The organism is Acinetobacter sp. 24-47-39, from assembly GCF_056783825.1.
Genome location: NZ_JBWYIP010000014.1, coordinates 64,157 through 79,691, shown reverse-complemented (window position 1 = coordinate 79,691; position 15,535 = coordinate 64,157). Strand labels below are relative to the sequence as shown.

Genomic DNA, 15,535 nt, shown 5'->3' with positions numbered 1-15,535 from the left:
AAGCTCCTTAGTGTTTGTTTTATGTCCTGATGAAATTAAGATAATATCAGTTAAACTTACATACAAGTGTTTTTTTTGAATTTTTATAAAATTTTTATAATATATTGATATTTAATAAAATAATATTTTAAATGAATTTTATTTAAAAAAAAATATTGATTATTTTATAAGTTTGGGTGATATTTTTTGGGTTGCCTGGACGGAGGCAATACATAGGATGTGTATTTTTTTAAAAGTATTTTAAAAGCTCTAAAAGGGACAATAAAAAATGGAACAAAGTGTAAGTAGTAAGACTAAAGCTACGCTTACACTCGTACTGTGTTTCGCTATCGCTGTATTTGAAGGTTTCGATCTTCAATCAATGGGCGTAGCAGCACCACGGATGCGAGCAGAGTTTGGCTTAGATAATACTCAAATGGCATGGGCATTTAGCGCGGCAATCTTGGGTACTTTACCTGGTGCATTATTAGGAGGTCGTTTCGCTGATAAAATTGGGCGTAAGGCAGTTCTATTGACCAGTATTTTAATTTTTGGAGTGATGTCAGTTCTAACGGCATATGCTTCTGATTATACACTGCTTTTAATCATTCGTTTCTTAACTGGCTTAGGGATGGGTGGCGCTTTACCAATGATGATCACCATGGCATCTGAGGCAGTATCAGAGAAACATAAAGGCATTGCAGTCAGTATTATGTATAGCGGTATTCCATTTGGTGGAATGTTGACATCATTCGTGGCAATGGGTTTAGCTGGTGATGCGCAATGGAGACATATCTTCTACATTGGTGGCTTCGCTCCAATTCTTTTAATCCCTTTGCTAATGAAGTATTTGCCGGAGTCTAAAGACTATTTAACAGCGACGAAGAATAAAACTTCTACCCCATTCTTTGAAGTGTTGTTTGCAAAAGAACGGCGTTTTTCCACGATTCAAATTTGGATCAGTTTTTTCTTTACGTTAGTTGTTTTATATTTTTTACTCAACTGGTTGCCACTATTGATGGGTGCACAAGGTTTAGGAAAAACAGAAGCGAACTATGTTCAAATTGGTTACAACATCGGTGGTATCTTCGGGTCGATTCTCATGGGAACTTTACTTGATAAGATTCGCATGAGTACTGTAATTAAATTTATATATATTGGCATCTTGTTATCACTGTGCTGTCTTGCAATGTCTCCAACTGTTGCTTTACTTGTATTGTCTGCTGTGGGTTGTGGTCTATTTATTGTAGGTGGCCAATCAGCGCTCTATGGATTGGCAGCGATGTTCTATCCAACAGAAATGCGTGGCACGGGTGTAGGCGCTGCAGTCGCAGTAGGGCGTATAGGATCTTTTGCAGGGCCCCTATTTGCTGGCATGCTACTGTCATTAGGTTCTAGTTCAGCAATGGTCATTGGTGCAAGTATTCCACTGATTTTATTTGCAGCTGTTGCGGCATTAATGCTTGTACGCAAGCCACGAGCAGAGCAGTCTGATGCTGTTCTAAATATAACTACACGTTAAACATATGTTAAAAGTATGATTACGACAGTAGTCATACTTTTGTTCATCTATTAAGGAATATAAAATGTCAGAAGTTAATCATTCGATTCCGACACTGAGCTATATAATTGCAAGGGTTGATCGTATTGTGAGTAAACTTTTAACTGAACGTTTAAAAGACTTAGATATCACCTTATCTCAGTTTACAGCATTGTCAGTTATCGCTGCGAAAGGCAATCTATCTAATGCAAAACTTGCAGAACGTTCATTTATTAAACCGCAATCTACCAATAAAATTCTACAAGATTTACAAAACCAGGATTGGATCAGTAGAGCTTCAGATCCCTCACATGGACGAAGAATTTTAATTAATGTAACGCCTAAAGGATTTGAAAAACTCGAACAATGTCGAAACATTGTTAATGAGATAGAACAAAAAATGTTAGATGGGGTAGATATCCATTTAGCTTATTTAATTCGAAACAATCTAGAGTTAATGGCAACCAATCTTCAAAAAATAAATATTGATGATACGAACTCATAATCACCTCAGTTATTAAAAATAGAATAGTGAATTTACGGCCTAAAAGAGTCCTTTAAGTCAACAGAGATTGATATTCCAAATCTGACTCGTTAGGATCAATCATGATCAAAAAAATTGAGTAGTTATATGTCTTCAGGGCAGCAAGTGTTAATTGAACTTCGCAAAATGATTATTTCTGGGGAGATTGCAGGAGGTTCTCGTTTGGCTGAAATTCCGACTGCTGAAATGCTAGGTGTATCGCGTCAACCCATTCGAATGGCTTTTCGGCTTTTAGAGCAAGAAGGCTTACTCGTTAAAAATCCAACTCGAGGCTATACTGTTCGAGAAATTTCATCCAAATTAGTTCATGATGCGTTGCATGTACGTGGCGTTTTAGAAGGTCTTGCTGCAAAAACGCTTGCTGAAAAAGGCATGACGTTAGATCAACATCAAACACTTTTGAATTGTATTACGCAAATTGATTCCATATTCAATAAACCAGAATTAACAAGCGATGATTTAGAAACCTACCATCATTACAACACTATTTTTCACAATACTATTATTCAAGGCTCGGATAATGTCGCAATTGTGCAAGCACTCAGTAAAAACAATCAGTTACCTATGGCATCTGCACAAGCACTGACTTATGATAAAAATAATGCGCTGTCTGAAATTCGTCGTTTGCAATATGCGCATATCCAACACTGCTCAATATTCAATGCATTAAAGCAACAAGACTCAGCACGCGCTGAAAGTTTAATGCGTGAGCATAGTCATGTGGTTACTTTAGGGGAGACTATGCGTTCAATATTTCATACAGATGGGTCTATATAAAAAACCCTTCAATTAATGAAGGGCTACACTTGAAAATCTATCGATCCAAATTAAACATCAATGATAATTCGTTGAGATTTGGCTCTTGAGCAACAAGGTGTGAATTGATCATTTGCAGCTTGTTCCTCTTCAGTTAAATACATATCTCTGTGATCAATTTCACCTTCAACTACATTTACTAAGCAAGTGCCACAAATACCTTGTTCACAAGATAAAGGGATACAGATTCCAGCATGTTCTAAAGCTTGTGCTGCAGATTGATCAGCTGCGACATGAATACGTTGCCCTGTTTTTAAAATCTCAATTTCAAAACTGCCATCTTGACTGGTATCAATAGCTTGTGCGCTGAAATGCTCTTTATGTACTTGATGACTAGGCCAAGAGAGCGTATCTGCGGTATGGATCACATAGTTCATAAAACCATCTGGGCCACATACATAAATATGATGATCGATATGAGGAGAGGCAAAGACTGTATTCAAAAGAATATGTGTTTCAGGTTCATCATCAATATGGATGTGGACGGAATCTCCTAGAGCCTCTAAATCTTGTTGGAATGCAATAGAAGCTCTCGTTTTCACAAAATACAGTAATTGGAAGGACTGATTATTGCGTTTAAGCTCTTTAGCCATTGCTAAGATAGGAGTGATACCGATTCCACCTGCACACAAATATGCATATTCTGTCTCAGGAACCAAGGCAAACAAATTTCGTGGTTCACTAATCTTGAGCTGCTGACCCTCACGAAGTTGTTCATGAATAAATTTAGAACCACCACGTGATAAAGGATCATTCAGGACACCAATGACGTAACGGTGCTGCTCTGAACTACAATTTGCCAAAGAATACTGTCTAATTAATTGATTACCTAAGTGCACATCAATATGTGCACCGGCTTGAAAAGCTGGTAATAATTCACCATGGGTGTTTACCAGTTCGAAAGATAAAATGTGTTCATTATGACGATAAATCTTCTGAATAGTCACATCCATGTGAGTATCGCTCCTTGGTAAAATGAAAAACTGATAAAATGTGGGTTTACTTTAAACAACATTCAAAGTTGTAATTTTCTGCTCATCATTCGTTTGCTCTAAGCTGATCAAGCGGTCAATTACTTTTCGAGATTGAACACCGCCTGCATCAATATTCAGCATTAGCAATTTACGTTCAGGATGTCTCAATAAATTCTGTTGCTGTTGTTCAAGCATATCTAAATCTTCCGAGAAAATTTTGCCCTGTCCCTCACGAATTTGGTTAGTTAATTCGATGTTGTCGGGTTGGAAGTGTCGAGCCATTCCCCAGAAATACCAGTGAGACGTTTCCGTTTCGGGGGTAATAAAATCTACAACGATTGAAGACACTTTTTTATTTTCCGGTGCGTTGTAACCACCATGCCCTGCGTGGGCAACACCAACTTCAATATGAACATTGCTAGGTGCATGAAAGTGACAAATTTGCCAACGGTCTACTAGGACATCTGCAGCGAGATTATTACCTTTTAGAGCCATTTGCCAAAATGGAGGTGCATAAATGTTTTCCATATGACGTTCAGTCACAACATGGTCACCATCAACACGAGTGGTTGGTGCAGCTTCATCAATTTCTTTTTGACCAATGCTGTTTGCATGAACATATGTTTCATGGGTGAGATCCATTAAGTTATCAATCATCAAACGGTAATCACAGTTGATGTGGAATAGTCCACCACCATAGGCCCATTCTGGATTTTCAGCCCACTCTAAAGTTGGGAGTTGATCTTCACTTGCAAGCGATTGGTCTCCTGGCCATACCCAAATAAAGCCAAATTTTTCAATTGCGCGATAGCTTTTATTGCAAGGAAAGCCACGTACACGTTGCCCAGGCATAGAAACCGTTTTACCGTCACATCCCATCACTAACCCATGATAACCACAGACCAGTTGACCATCTTCAACAAAGCCTAATGACAAAGGTGCACCGCGATGTGGGCAAAAATCTTCAACGGCATGTATTTGGTTTTCTTTACCACGATAAAAAACCATTTTTTCACCGCAAATTTGTCTTCCTAAAGGCTTATCTTGTACTTCTTCAGGTCGTGCCGCTACATACCAAGCATTTTTTACAAACATGGGTTGATCTCCTTATCAATTGGATCCAATAATTCTATTTTTTAGATAAAAAGTCAATAATAAACTTTAAAAATAAATATTTTGGATCCATTTTTGAGGGAGCATTTAAATAATAATTATTGTTGAGCAAAAATAATGGCACATCACCATCCAAGAATATGGCGAAATTGATTCATTGTCAGAGAGGGGGACGAGGGTTAATTCATTAAACAAAAAATGCTTAAACTCGATCGATTATTGGCATTTTAATTTTTAGCTTCATTAGAAAATTAAAATTGACCTAATTTTTTCATTTGACGACGACGTCTCGTGAGCCCCAAGATTTCTTGGCGATTTTGAATTTCTTGAGCAGAATATGGCAGCGTCTGTTGCAATGCTTCGAGTTCAAGATGACTGTTTTCAATGAGGAAGCAGTCATGCTCAACTGGCCATGTACTGGTAATGGGTTTGCGTTTATGGGAATAGTTCATGGTTAAATTATAAAATTTGAGAAATGAATAGTGTAGATGCGGATAAATTTAAACGACAAAACATGTCGTAATGATTTAGAACACTAAGATTTTAAACTCAATTTTAATGAGACCTTTCAATATCCTTTTAATTGATATTGATTGAGTAAAATTACCTAGATTTACACGGTTTACATAACATGTGGATTTTGAAATGAGTTGTTACGTTTCGTGCCATCCCTCTACTGGTTTTTAAGTTAATATTTTAAAAGTTAAAACTTAATAACACCAAGAAAATTAACAATAAAAATAAAGAAATAACCATTTCTGTAATGAACGATTCAATGAATAATCATCGGAATGAGTAAAAAATATGATGCTAATCGTGGTGTGTTTTGCTTTGGTCAGTTGCTATGCCGTATGGCGACTATTATTACAACCTAAATTGATTATGGGGAATACGCAGAGGCACTTTGATTTAACAAAACTCCTCAAGCCTACTGATCTCAGCCAGCCGGCGCGCTTGGTGTATGATACAGATTCTGTCGAAGATATTCGTATGTTTGATGAGGTTGCAAAATTACTGTTTGAGAAACGTGTAAATCATCGAGATATCAAGTTTGCACAGCAAATTCAATATGAGTTTTTGAACAAGATGCCAGCACGAACTTTATGTCAGATCAATCAATTTGATTTAGGTGAGTGGTCGATTTTATGGGAATATCGCAATCAATCCCTTGAATACTATGTGAGTCAATATGGCATCATGTATCGACATACTGACGCACAAGGGGTAGAGCATCAATCTGACTTCATTCAGTAATTTAGAACTTAATCATTAACTAAATTGAGATAATTTTGGAGCATGTCATCCCAAATTTTCTCTGCGCCTTTTTTGAAATATCCCATGTGTCCAATTGCAGGCATTTGATACTGTTTGGCTGTGATATCAATGTAGCGCATATCAGCAGAACGATAATGTTGCATAAAGGCTTGCCTCGAATTTGGGAGAGCCCAATCATCATCTAATGCTGAAACAGCATAAATTTTAGTTTTAACACTTGCATATTGTGCTTTTAAATCCTGTTGTTCTGGGTCAGCGAAAAAATATAACGGATTTTTGCACCAACGACGCCACTGTTTATATACCCCTAAAGGTAGATCAGAGCCCATATTGAATTTACTCCAAGGTAAATAACCTGTGACTGCGACAATGGGTGGAAACACAATGCTCCACATCACGGATACTTTGAATCTTTCTTTGAACGGCATATATCCTGCCCAACCTGCACCTGTGCCGTAGCAACACATGACACTGACTTGATGATGATTAGGGGTAAGTCCCAAGGCTTGACCACCATAAGAGTGTGCAGTCACAAATAAGGGGAAAGTATCGCTAGAAAAGTATTCAATGGCACCAGCGAGATCAAGTTTACCCCAATCCAAATAACTCATTTTAAAACCTTTGAGTTGTGCTGGAGATGATGCCCCCACACCACGATAATCAAAGGTTAGCACTTCAAAACCACGTTCTGCAGCATACTCTGCAAATCTGCGATAAAAAGGTTGGGGAACAGCTGTGGCTGAAGCCACAATAATACGTGCAACAGTCTTCACACCAGATGATAGGTAGCGAGTGCCGGTGAGCATATAGTTATCTAAGGCAGGAAACTGAACTTGAGTTTTATTGATGCTTCTTGGCATCTGGTTCACATTTGGAATGGCTTGCATGTCTATATTTCCCGATATTGAACTATTGACCTTTAAAGCGAGGTTGACGTTTTTCGCTCATTGCTCGCATACCTTCGATTGCATCTTCAGATTGTATTAGTGGAAGAAGATGAGTCTTTAACTGATTAAAAGCGTACTGTTCATCATGTGAAATCGCTTCATGAGCAGCCGTCAATGTGGCTTGAACAGCGAGTGGAGCAGCTGAAGCGATGGATTCGGCAAGTTCAATGGCACGGTCAAGCGGATCTTGTTCTGTTACTTCGGTAATTAAATGAAGTCGATATGCAGTTGCAGCATCAAAAAAATCCCCCGTCAATAAGTAGCGCATTGCATTAGACCAACCTGCAGTTTTAACGAAGCGTGAAGTTGCTCCGCCAAAGGGGAGGATGCCACGTTGCACTTCAAGTTGAGTAAATTGGGTGTTTTGATGGGCAATGCAGATATCCGCATTTAACATCAATTCGATTCCCGCAGTAAAACAATACCCCTTCACAGCGACAACGACTGGTTTTTTTCGTTTACGACCAGTCGTGCCCCATGGGTTAATCAGGTTCATATCTTCCGAAAATATACCATCTGACATACGCGGCTGAAGTTCAACCAGATCTAATCCTGCCGTGAAGTGCTCTCCAAGTGCATAAATGACAGCACAGCGTAAATCGGTCTGGTCTTCGTAGGTGGTAAGTGCTTGTGAAAGTTCATCAATCATAAGACTGTCAAATGCATTGCGCTTCGCAGCACGGTTTAAACCAATCAGCATCAGATGATTACGAATTTCAATAGTTATTCTGGTCATTTGAGTTGTATTCATCATTATTATTTTCCATTGAGGATATTCTATTTTTAGAGGACTTTAATGGTTAGGTCAAAACTGTACAGTTCAAATTGAACAGTGCTAATTCGTGTTCGTTAAGAATCATGTATGGTGCCATTCAATATGCGTTAGGATAGGCGTATCAAATAAACCACGATCATTTTACGTAGTGTATGAGCCTTTTAGAAATTATTTCAGTATTGATGAGTGTATTGGGTGTAACCCTCACTATTCGCCGTAATATTTGGTGTTGGCCTGTGAATCTCGTGGCTTATGGCTTATATGCAAAGTTATTTTATGACTATCAACTCTATGGTGAAACGATATTGCAATGCGTGTTTATTGGTTTAGGTCTGTATGGTTGGTGGATATGGAAAGCTCAGTTTAAACAGCAAGAGCAACTTGCCATCAATCGTATTCAAGGGTTGAGAATTATCAAACATGTGTTTTTTACAATGTTGGCAGGATTTATTTTTGGTTTAGGTTTGGATTATTTTACTGATGCTTCCATTCCTTATTTAGATGCTCAATTGGCGAGTTTGAGTTTGCTCATTACATATTGGACGTCAAAACGATATTTGGAAATTTGGCCTGCTTGGATCGCGGTGGATATCATCTATGTGATGATGTTTATGTATAAAGATCTATATTTGACGGCTGGTCTTTATGGCGCATTTATTGTTTTAGCCTTATTAGGTTATCTTCAGTGGAAGAAAAAATATCAAGTTCAACAGCAAACCGTCCACTCACTTTGAAAGATTCACATCCTTGGACATTGATTTAAATGATTTGATCTGCAAAATAAAGCAGATCGACGTAACTATGAAATTGAATTTAACCAATAGACTTTAAATGTATGATTATCCACTTTTGGGAAGCTCGATTTCTGCAATTTGTAAAATCATTACAACAGCATCCTCACCGTTATCTTAATTTTGAATCCGTTGCCGATTTTTATCAAAGTCAGTGGTTAAAAACACTTCCTCCTCATACTGAATATTTTTGTACAGGATTAGACGATGGTGCAGAGCAATTTGATATTTTGATTCAATATTTGCATCATCAAGTCAGTATTCACATTGCACAAGAAATTAAAGTTATTTATCGAGAACTCGATCTCTAAGAGTTAGGAGTGTGCTTAGCAATTTTTAGCTGAGTCAAATTAAAATGCTTGAGCGTATCGTTAGCTGGATTTAAGCAAAAAAAGCTTTAAAAAAAAATAGAATAAATGGTAAAAAACCTTGATAAATCCTAATCTTAAGGTTAGATTGTGATAATAAGTGCAATTATAATAAAAAATATGTGATTTTATTCACTATATTTTGTAGGGGTGAAATAGATTTAATGATTACAAAGTTAAATGAAAAAATAGTTTATTTTGATGAGCTGTTTCTATTGAGTTAGTTCATTATGTTAAGACTATTCAATCGGATTTTTCGCACCTATACACTTCATTCATTTATGAATCAAAGTGTGTTGATGAATTGGAGTAACTTAAATAAATGTATTCTGGTTATGGTATTGGGCGGACTTGCACATATCACCTGGATTGCATGGTATTTATTTTCATTTCATCATCCTGCATTACATCATTGGCTCAATCCTGATTATTATTATTTTCACTTATCACGGATGTTGCTGTGCTGTGTAATACAGTTCTTACTGATTATTCCTTGTGTCATATGGCGTCATAAAGAGTGGGTGAGACAATATTTACCTTACTTTATTATTTTAGTATTTTCCGTGAGCTTTATTTATGGTGGCTATTCAGTTGGTATCAGTAGCCCTGCTACCGTTGCGGGATTTATCAGTATTTTAACAGTTGGTCTGGTTTTATTTGAACGCAAGATTGTGTATCTGCTTTTTTTACCAGTCACTGTATATATGCTCATTGCAATTGTCAGTAGTGCATTGGGTTATATGACCTACGCACCAGTCTTTAGTGATCAGCTCAATTATTCAGTCATGGTATTTAATGAATTCTGGGTTTATTCACAACTTTATTTTTACGTGCCTATTTTTTTTGCGACTTTTGTATTGTTTGAAATTTTGTTGACGCAATGGAGAAATCGAGAAAAACAAATTAATTTAATGAGTCAAATGGACCCGCTTACGGGGATTTATAACCGTCGAAAAATAGGTTTAGAACTCAATGAAATTCAATTACAAGAACGAAAATTTGCTCTCATTCTGTTAGATCTTGATCATTTTAAGAGTATTAATGATAATTATGGTCATGATATCGGAGATAACGTCTTAAAGCGTGTTGCCAATGTACTACGTCAAAATATACGTGATACAGATATTGTCGGGCGATTTGGTGGTGAAGAGTTTGTGATGCTGTTGCAGAATAAAAACCTCAGAGCTGCGATGGAGGTCGCAGAGCGGTGTCGCAAAGAAATTGAAAATGAGCTCTTTTATATCGATGAACGTACGACGATCAGAGTGACAGCAAGCTTTGGTATAGCCATTTCTGAATTTAATTTAAATAAAGAAGCAGTGATTCGTCATGCAGATCAAGCATTATATCTGGCAAAAAAACGTGGTCGTAATCAGGTTAGACACTACTACGAACTTCAGGATGCTGATGTCATACAAAAAAGTGAAACTTGAGCCGTAAAATTATCAGGTCACAAATTCGTCATTTAAATCAGTTTTACTTCATCTTGAAATGCTTTAAGATTGTTTGACTATTAATCAAATATTTGATTTAAAATTTAAAAAAATTATGAAGATCAAATTCTTATCATAATTGAGATGAATGTATTATGACGATACTACCCGTTGCTCAAAAAGGTGAAGTGATCCTTGAGTTGGTTGCATCGCCGGTAAGTGAGCTTGAGTTTAGTAGTACCTGGTTAACGCATCTGGTTGAAGCAATGCATTTTACGATGCAACAGCGCAATGGTGTCGGTATTGCTGCGCCACAAGTTTATGTCTCTAAAAGGATTATTATCGTCGCTTCAAAGCCCAATATACGGTATCCCGATGCGCCTGAGATGGAGCCTATTTACATGATTAATCCTGAAATATTGGAGCGTTCTGATCATGTTGTTTTAGGAGAAGAGGGATGTTTAAGTGTAGAGAATCGACGTGCGGAGGTGGCTCGAGCTTCATCAATCCGTGTCCGTTATCGTAATATGCAAGGACAGGAAATTACTGAGACTTTTTCAGGATTCCCTGCACGAATCGTTCAACACGAAATTGACCATCTTGATGGGATCTTGTTTGTAGAGCGAGTTCACGCTGCTTAAAAAGACAATATAAAAGATAAAAGGACATAATGAAGTTAATCAGGAAGATTCAACATATGATTAAGCGATTGTATCGTATGGCCAATACGTACATCCTTGATCCTCAAAATATGCTGATCAATTGGAGTGATTTTAAAAAGGGACGGCTTATCCTCTTTTTTGGAATTCTAAGCCAACTTGAGGTCGCTCGCTGGTTAATTGTGGCTTTTTATACCCCTGAAAAAGCACAGTGGTTAAATCCTGACTATTTTGAATTACGTGTTACCCAATTGTTGGTGACCTCCGTGATTTATCTTGTGCTGTTTTGGAGTTGTTTCAAGTTTCAGCATATTGTTAAGTTTCAAACCTTCATTGCTTACTTTGCCCCTAGTTTCTTTGGAATGACCATGATTTATTCAGGGTATTCGATTGGAATTTATAGCCCTGCAACGATGGCAGGGTTCATCAGTATTGTATTGGTCGGGTTGGTATTTTATAGCCGTAAAATTATTTATGGGATTGCAATTCCAATTACGATATACACGTTATTAACGTGTTACTTGACGCATATCGATCGAATTCGTTATGCACCTATGTTTAGTGATGAGTTGAATAAAAGTATCGTTTACCAAAATGATTTTTGGGTCATGAGCATGGTACAGCTCTACGTACCCATTTTACTTATGAGTGTTTTATTCTTTGAGATTTTACTCACCCAATGGCGCAGTCGTGAAAAACAATTCGAAACCAGCAGTAAATTTGATGCCCTGACGAACGTTTATAACCGTCGTCAAATCAATGAAGTGTTATCACATTTTCAGCAGGATCGTGCTGATTATGCTGTGATCTTATTGGATTTGGATCATTTCAAACAAATTAATGATCAATATGGTCATGCAGCAGGAGATGAAGTCCTGAAACAGGTGGCGACGCGTTTGGAATATCATGTTCGTATTGGTGATACGGTTGGACGTTATGGTGGTGAAGAATTCATATTAATTCTGGACAATCTCAGTCGTGATCAAGCGGTTGATATTGCAGAACGTTGCCGTAACGCAATTGCACAGCAGCCGATTGTGCTGGATGATGGAACCTCGTTAAATGTGACGGCAAGCTTTGGTATTGCATTATCCCATGAGTTATCTGATCAAGATGTCATTACGCATTGTGCAGATCACGCTTTATATATTGCCAAAGAAAGCGGACGAAATCAGGTACAGTTATATCATTCAGCTTAATTCAATGATTAAATTTCGGTTGTGGTACTACTAACTATAGAGAAACATACGCTTAGGTTTTTTATAGCAATGCTTTTGTTTTGGTCAGTGATCATCAAATTCATACCATAAATTGTTCTGAACGATAAAGCAGTCTTTTTAATGCTTAAAGCGCATTGACATGATCGCTGAATACATCCAAATTTTAATAAAAATAAATATGAATCTTCGATAATACAATTAGATGATGACTCGAGAGAATGAAGTACAACAACAGCGCAGTTTATTGCAAGCTATCAAATATGTCTTGTTAGAATCTGATCGTTCTATTATTAACTGGTCCAATTTTAATAAAGGGATTCTGTTACTCATATTTGGGCTGTTGATGCTCATCGGTCATTGGTTGTGGTACTACCTAACTTTCCATTCAGAATATCAAATTTGGTTAGATCCAGAATATTATCCTCATCGGACATTGACCACATGTTTACAAGTGATTTTCACCACGTGTTTTCTGATAATCGCTTTAATGCTTCGAAAAAATACTACTGCTCGCCGAATTTTGGGCTATTTAATCCCCTTATTTTATGGATTGATAGTCATTTTTTCGGGATACACGGTTGGGATTTATAGTCCTGCGGTGATGGCGGGAACGGTCAATATTGTATTAATTGGTTTTGTGTTATATGAACAGCGCATCATCTATAGCGTCTCTTTTATTATTGCTTGTATTATTGTGTGGTTGGCAGTACTGACGGCCAATGGTCAACTGACTTATGCACCATTATTTAGTGATGCACTGAATCAATCTAATTTGTATGCCAATCCTTTTTGGCTGAAAAGTATGGCGGTACTATATTTACCCATACTGTTGTGCTCAGCAGTATTTTTTGAGCTGATCTTGTCTCAGTGGAGACGACGTGAGCGTAAGATTGAAGTACTAAGTCAGAAAGATGCGTTAACCAACCTCTATAACCGTCGTTACATCAATCAGTTTATTAGTAAGTTAATTCAACAAAATCGCAGCTATGCTTTCATCATCTTAGATCTCGATTTCTTCAAGCAGATTAATGACAATTATGGTCATGATGTTGGTGATCTTGTACTTAAACGTATTGCTCTCGTTTTAAAACAGCAAACACGAGAAGAGGATATAGTAGGACGGCTCGGTGGTGAAGAGTTTGTTCTAGTACTGACAGATGGTGATATCGACGAAGCATTAATCATCGCAGAACGTTGCCGTCAAACGATCGAAAGTGAAAAAATTGAGATTAGCTCAGAGACTTTTATTCAAATGACGGCAAGCTTTGGCGTGGCGATGTCACAAAATTTACCACATCTACACACAGACGAAGTAAAGCAAAGGATTTATAGTGCGGCGGATAGAGCACTATATCTTGCAAAGCAAAATGGTCGTAATCAAGTCAGATGTGACACGATATCGACAACTGAATTTAACATTTGAGATCTTATTTTGGGTCTCCATTGATCACCAAGAGAATAAAAATGAAGACACCTGTACCTGATTATCTTGCCCATGTATTGGATCAATGTCATGCGAATACCGAAGGAGCATTGGCTGACTATATTCCAGAACTGGCAGCTGCCAATCCAAATCGTATCGCTTTAGCACTTTCAACCATTGATGGTACGATTTATTCTTCAGGGGATGATGAAGTTGAGTTCACGATTCAATCAATGTCTAAACCATTTGCTTATGCGTTAGCGATTCAAGAACATGGTTTGGCTCAGGTATTAGAAAAAGTTGGTGTTGAACCTTCGGGGGAAGCATTTAATCAAATCTCATTAGAAAAAGAACGATCGATTCCCAAGAACCCAATGATTAACTCGGGTGCGATTACGACACATTCTTTATTACCTCATAAAAAGACTGTTTCACGTGCAGAACATTTACGACGTTTCTTGAGTGCACTGTGTGGGCGCGAATTAACCTTTGATGAGCAAGTCTATCAATCTGAACTCAAAACAGCATTTCGTAATCTTTCGATTGGATATATGTTGCGTACCGTCGGCGTGCTAGAAGAAGACCCAGAGCACATTGTTCATGGTTATATTCAACAGTGTGCAATTAAAGTCACCGTGAAAGATTTAGCACGAATGGGCAGTGTGTTGGCGAATGGTGGAAAAGACCCTGTTACGGGAAAATGTATTTTAGATCGTCAGGTATGTCGTCAGGTACTTAGCGTCATGATGACGTGTGGTATGTACGATGCAGCTGGAGATTGGTTGACCACCGTTGGTATTCCTGCCAAAAGTGGTGTGGCAGGGGGGATCATTGGTGTCTTACCAGGTCAGGTTGGAATTGCGGTTTTTTCGCCTAAATTAGACAGCCATGGCAACAGTGTTCGAGGTGTTGAAATCTTTGAACGTCTATCAAGTGATATGGGATTACATTTAATGGAGGGAACCCCTTCAGCACAAACCATTATCCAAAGTCGCCGTGAGTATGATGATGGCATGGTGGTTTATGAGCTACGTGGTGTCTTGCAATTTACAGAGACTGAAATGTTCTTGCGTGAGTTACAGAATGAGCCTGTAGGTAAAAATAAAGTAGTGCTTGATCTTACACATCTGACTTTAATCCATGATGTCGGTGCTCGAATGTTATTTGAAGGTGTGAAACGTCTACAGGATGATGGTCACAGAGTGGTGGTCTTAGATGCGGAATCATTGTTATCGGAACAACAAAGTAAAGGACACAAACGTGTCATTGTCCAACAGCATTTGCATGATTATTTAAAGTGATCAGCAAAGATGATGCGCTTTAAGATGCGTGTATAATATTGAAAATTGTATACCGTTTTTTGGGAATGTTATGAAGTCTGAAGTCCAGCAAGGCAAAATTAAAATTTATCATGCCGATAAAGGTTTTGGTTTTATTGGTGGTGCAGGTGAGGATATTTTTTTCCACATTTCTGACTTTCCTGCAGATGAAGGTGAGCCAAAACGCAATGACCGAGTCAAATTTCAGGTTGTTGAAAATCAAGGTAAATTAAAAGCAGTCAAAATTCAACGTGTAGCTGACCAGTCAGCGAAAGCGAAGAAGTCTCGTGTGGCATCACATAATCAGTCGATTACCAGCGCATTATTGTCAAGTTTTAAAAAATAAAATGCAAAAAAGC

The 15,535-nt window shown here is 37.7% G+C and carries 17 protein-coding genes; 12 read left to right on the top strand and 5 right to left on the bottom strand.

Going from position 1 to position 15,535, the window contains the following annotated elements:
- Positions 1–268 precede the first annotated feature (268 nt).
- From mhpT to AC1M9C_RS12740, 3 genes are all read left to right on the top strand, one after another.
- Positions 269–1,501 (top strand): 3-(3-hydroxy-phenyl)propionate transporter MhpT, encoded by a 1,233-nt coding sequence (mhpT, locus tag AC1M9C_RS12750; protein ID WP_481953836.1) that lies wholly within the window; start codon positions 269–271, stop codon positions 1,499–1,501.
- Positions 1,502–1,565: 64 nt separating this feature from the next.
- Positions 1,566–2,024: a MarR family winged helix-turn-helix transcriptional regulator gene (locus AC1M9C_RS12745; RefSeq protein ID WP_092766907.1), complete on the top strand. Its 459-nt coding sequence runs from the start codon at positions 1,566–1,568 to the stop codon at positions 2,022–2,024.
- Between the two features lie 126 nt (positions 2,025–2,150).
- Positions 2,151–2,840 carry a GntR family transcriptional regulator gene (locus AC1M9C_RS12740; RefSeq protein WP_035269117.1) on the top strand — a complete coding sequence of 230 codons (690 nt, stop codon included), beginning with the start codon at positions 2,151–2,153 and terminating at the stop codon, positions 2,838–2,840.
- Positions 2,841–2,890: 50 nt separating this feature from the next.
- Here AC1M9C_RS12740 and AC1M9C_RS12735 read toward each other — a convergent pair whose 3' ends face one another.
- The 3 genes from AC1M9C_RS12735 to AC1M9C_RS12725 form a co-directional block, all read right to left on the bottom strand.
- Positions 2,891–3,832 carry a PDR/VanB family oxidoreductase gene (locus AC1M9C_RS12735; RefSeq protein ID WP_180028002.1) on the bottom strand — a complete coding sequence of 314 codons (942 nt, stop codon included), beginning with the start codon at positions 3,830–3,832 and terminating at the stop codon, positions 2,891–2,893.
- A 51-nt stretch (positions 3,833–3,883) separates the two neighbouring features.
- Entirely contained in the window at positions 3,884–4,948 is a 1,065-nt protein-coding gene (locus tag AC1M9C_RS12730) for an aromatic ring-hydroxylating dioxygenase subunit alpha (protein WP_481953835.1), read from the bottom strand.
- A gap of 269 nt (positions 4,949–5,217) precedes the next feature.
- Positions 5,218–5,418 (bottom strand): hypothetical protein, encoded by a 201-nt coding sequence (locus AC1M9C_RS12725; RefSeq protein ID WP_481953834.1) that lies wholly within the window; start codon positions 5,416–5,418, stop codon positions 5,218–5,220.
- 352 nt (positions 5,419–5,770) lie between these two features.
- Between AC1M9C_RS12725 and AC1M9C_RS12720 the strand changes: the two genes are divergently transcribed.
- Positions 5,771–6,220 (top strand): hypothetical protein, encoded by a 450-nt coding sequence (locus tag AC1M9C_RS12720; RefSeq protein ID WP_481953833.1) that lies wholly within the window; start codon positions 5,771–5,773, stop codon positions 6,218–6,220.
- A gap of 8 nt (positions 6,221–6,228) precedes the next feature.
- Here the strand turns inward: AC1M9C_RS12720 and AC1M9C_RS12715 are convergent, their stop codons facing one another.
- Together AC1M9C_RS12715 and AC1M9C_RS12710 are read right to left on the bottom strand one after the other, a co-directional pair.
- Positions 6,229–7,128 (bottom strand): alpha/beta hydrolase family protein, encoded by a 900-nt coding sequence (locus AC1M9C_RS12715; protein WP_481953832.1) that lies wholly within the window; start codon positions 7,126–7,128, stop codon positions 6,229–6,231.
- A 22-nt stretch (positions 7,129–7,150) separates the two neighbouring features.
- Positions 7,151–7,942, bottom strand: a complete 792-nt coding sequence (locus AC1M9C_RS12710; protein WP_481953831.1) for a crotonase/enoyl-CoA hydratase family protein — start codon at positions 7,940–7,942, stop codon at positions 7,151–7,153.
- A 173-nt stretch (positions 7,943–8,115) separates the two neighbouring features.
- On the opposite strand from AC1M9C_RS12710, the gene pnuC reads away from it, so the two are divergent.
- The 8 genes from pnuC to AC1M9C_RS12670 all read left to right on the top strand — a co-directional run bounded on the left by pnuC (position 8,116) and on the right by AC1M9C_RS12670 (position 15,522).
- Complete coding sequence (gene pnuC / locus AC1M9C_RS12705; RefSeq protein ID WP_481953830.1) at positions 8,116–8,697, top strand: nicotinamide riboside transporter PnuC; 582 nt, start codon at positions 8,116–8,118, stop codon at positions 8,695–8,697.
- A 101-nt stretch (positions 8,698–8,798) separates the two neighbouring features.
- Positions 8,799–9,065, top strand: a complete 267-nt coding sequence (locus AC1M9C_RS12700; RefSeq protein WP_092766902.1) for a hypothetical protein — start codon at positions 8,799–8,801, stop codon at positions 9,063–9,065.
- A gap of 356 nt (positions 9,066–9,421) precedes the next feature.
- Positions 9,422–10,555 (top strand): GGDEF domain-containing protein, encoded by a 1,134-nt coding sequence (locus AC1M9C_RS12695; RefSeq protein WP_481953829.1) that lies wholly within the window; start codon positions 9,422–9,424, stop codon positions 10,553–10,555.
- A gap of 152 nt (positions 10,556–10,707) precedes the next feature.
- A complete protein-coding gene (gene def, locus AC1M9C_RS12690; protein WP_481953845.1) occupies positions 10,708–11,196 on the top strand; it encodes a peptide deformylase in 489 nt (162 codons plus the stop codon).
- Positions 11,197–11,252: 56 nt separating this feature from the next.
- Positions 11,253–12,413 carry a GGDEF domain-containing protein gene (locus tag AC1M9C_RS12685; RefSeq protein ID WP_481953828.1) on the top strand — a complete coding sequence of 387 codons (1,161 nt, stop codon included), beginning with the start codon at positions 11,253–11,255 and terminating at the stop codon, positions 12,411–12,413.
- Between the two features lie 226 nt (positions 12,414–12,639).
- Positions 12,640–13,857 carry a GGDEF domain-containing protein gene (locus tag AC1M9C_RS12680; RefSeq protein ID WP_481953827.1) on the top strand — a complete coding sequence of 406 codons (1,218 nt, stop codon included), beginning with the start codon at positions 12,640–12,642 and terminating at the stop codon, positions 13,855–13,857.
- Between the two features lie 41 nt (positions 13,858–13,898).
- Entirely contained in the window at positions 13,899–15,158 is a 1,260-nt protein-coding gene (locus tag AC1M9C_RS12675; protein WP_481608775.1) for a glutaminase, read from the top strand.
- A 70-nt stretch (positions 15,159–15,228) separates the two neighbouring features.
- Positions 15,229–15,522, top strand: coding sequence for a cold shock domain-containing protein (locus AC1M9C_RS12670; protein WP_481594426.1), 294 nt, complete (start codon positions 15,229–15,231; stop codon positions 15,520–15,522).
- Positions 15,523–15,535 lie beyond the last annotated feature (13 nt).

What these genes read in the sequence shown, in the direction of transcription:
- mhpT (WP_481953836.1), top strand. Translation starts at nt 269, where the DNA reads ATGGAACAAAGTGTAAGTAGTAAGACTAAAGCTACGCTTACACTCGTA.
- AC1M9C_RS12745 (WP_092766907.1), top strand. Translation starts at nt 1,566, where the DNA reads ATGTCAGAAGTTAATCATTCGATTCCGACACTGAGCTATATAATTGCA.
- AC1M9C_RS12740 (WP_035269117.1), top strand. Translation starts at nt 2,151, where the DNA reads ATGTCTTCAGGGCAGCAAGTGTTAATTGAACTTCGCAAAATGATTATT.
- AC1M9C_RS12735 (WP_180028002.1), bottom strand. Translation starts at nt 3,832, where the DNA reads ATGGATGTGACTATTCAGAAGATTTATCGTCATAATGAACACATTTTA.
- AC1M9C_RS12730 (WP_481953835.1), bottom strand. Translation starts at nt 4,948, where the DNA reads ATGTTTGTAAAAAATGCTTGGTATGTAGCGGCACGACCTGAAGAAGTA.
- AC1M9C_RS12725 (WP_481953834.1), bottom strand. Translation starts at nt 5,418, where the DNA reads ATGAACTATTCCCATAAACGCAAACCCATTACCAGTACATGGCCAGTT.
- AC1M9C_RS12720 (WP_481953833.1), top strand. Translation starts at nt 5,771, where the DNA reads ATGATGCTAATCGTGGTGTGTTTTGCTTTGGTCAGTTGCTATGCCGTA.
- AC1M9C_RS12715 (WP_481953832.1), bottom strand. Translation starts at nt 7,128, where the DNA reads ATGCAAGCCATTCCAAATGTGAACCAGATGCCAAGAAGCATCAATAAA.
- AC1M9C_RS12710 (WP_481953831.1), bottom strand. Translation starts at nt 7,942, where the DNA reads ATGATGAATACAACTCAAATGACCAGAATAACTATTGAAATTCGTAAT.
- pnuC (WP_481953830.1), top strand. Translation starts at nt 8,116, where the DNA reads ATGAGCCTTTTAGAAATTATTTCAGTATTGATGAGTGTATTGGGTGTA.
- AC1M9C_RS12700 (WP_092766902.1), top strand. Translation starts at nt 8,799, where the DNA reads ATGATTATCCACTTTTGGGAAGCTCGATTTCTGCAATTTGTAAAATCA.
- AC1M9C_RS12695 (WP_481953829.1), top strand. Translation starts at nt 9,422, where the DNA reads ATGAATTGGAGTAACTTAAATAAATGTATTCTGGTTATGGTATTGGGC.
- AC1M9C_RS12685 (WP_481953828.1), top strand. Translation starts at nt 11,253, where the DNA reads ATGATTAAGCGATTGTATCGTATGGCCAATACGTACATCCTTGATCCT.
- AC1M9C_RS12680 (WP_481953827.1), top strand. Translation starts at nt 12,640, where the DNA reads ATGACTCGAGAGAATGAAGTACAACAACAGCGCAGTTTATTGCAAGCT.
- AC1M9C_RS12675 (WP_481608775.1), top strand. Translation starts at nt 13,899, where the DNA reads ATGAAGACACCTGTACCTGATTATCTTGCCCATGTATTGGATCAATGT.
- AC1M9C_RS12670 (WP_481594426.1), top strand. Translation starts at nt 15,229, where the DNA reads ATGAAGTCTGAAGTCCAGCAAGGCAAAATTAAAATTTATCATGCCGAT.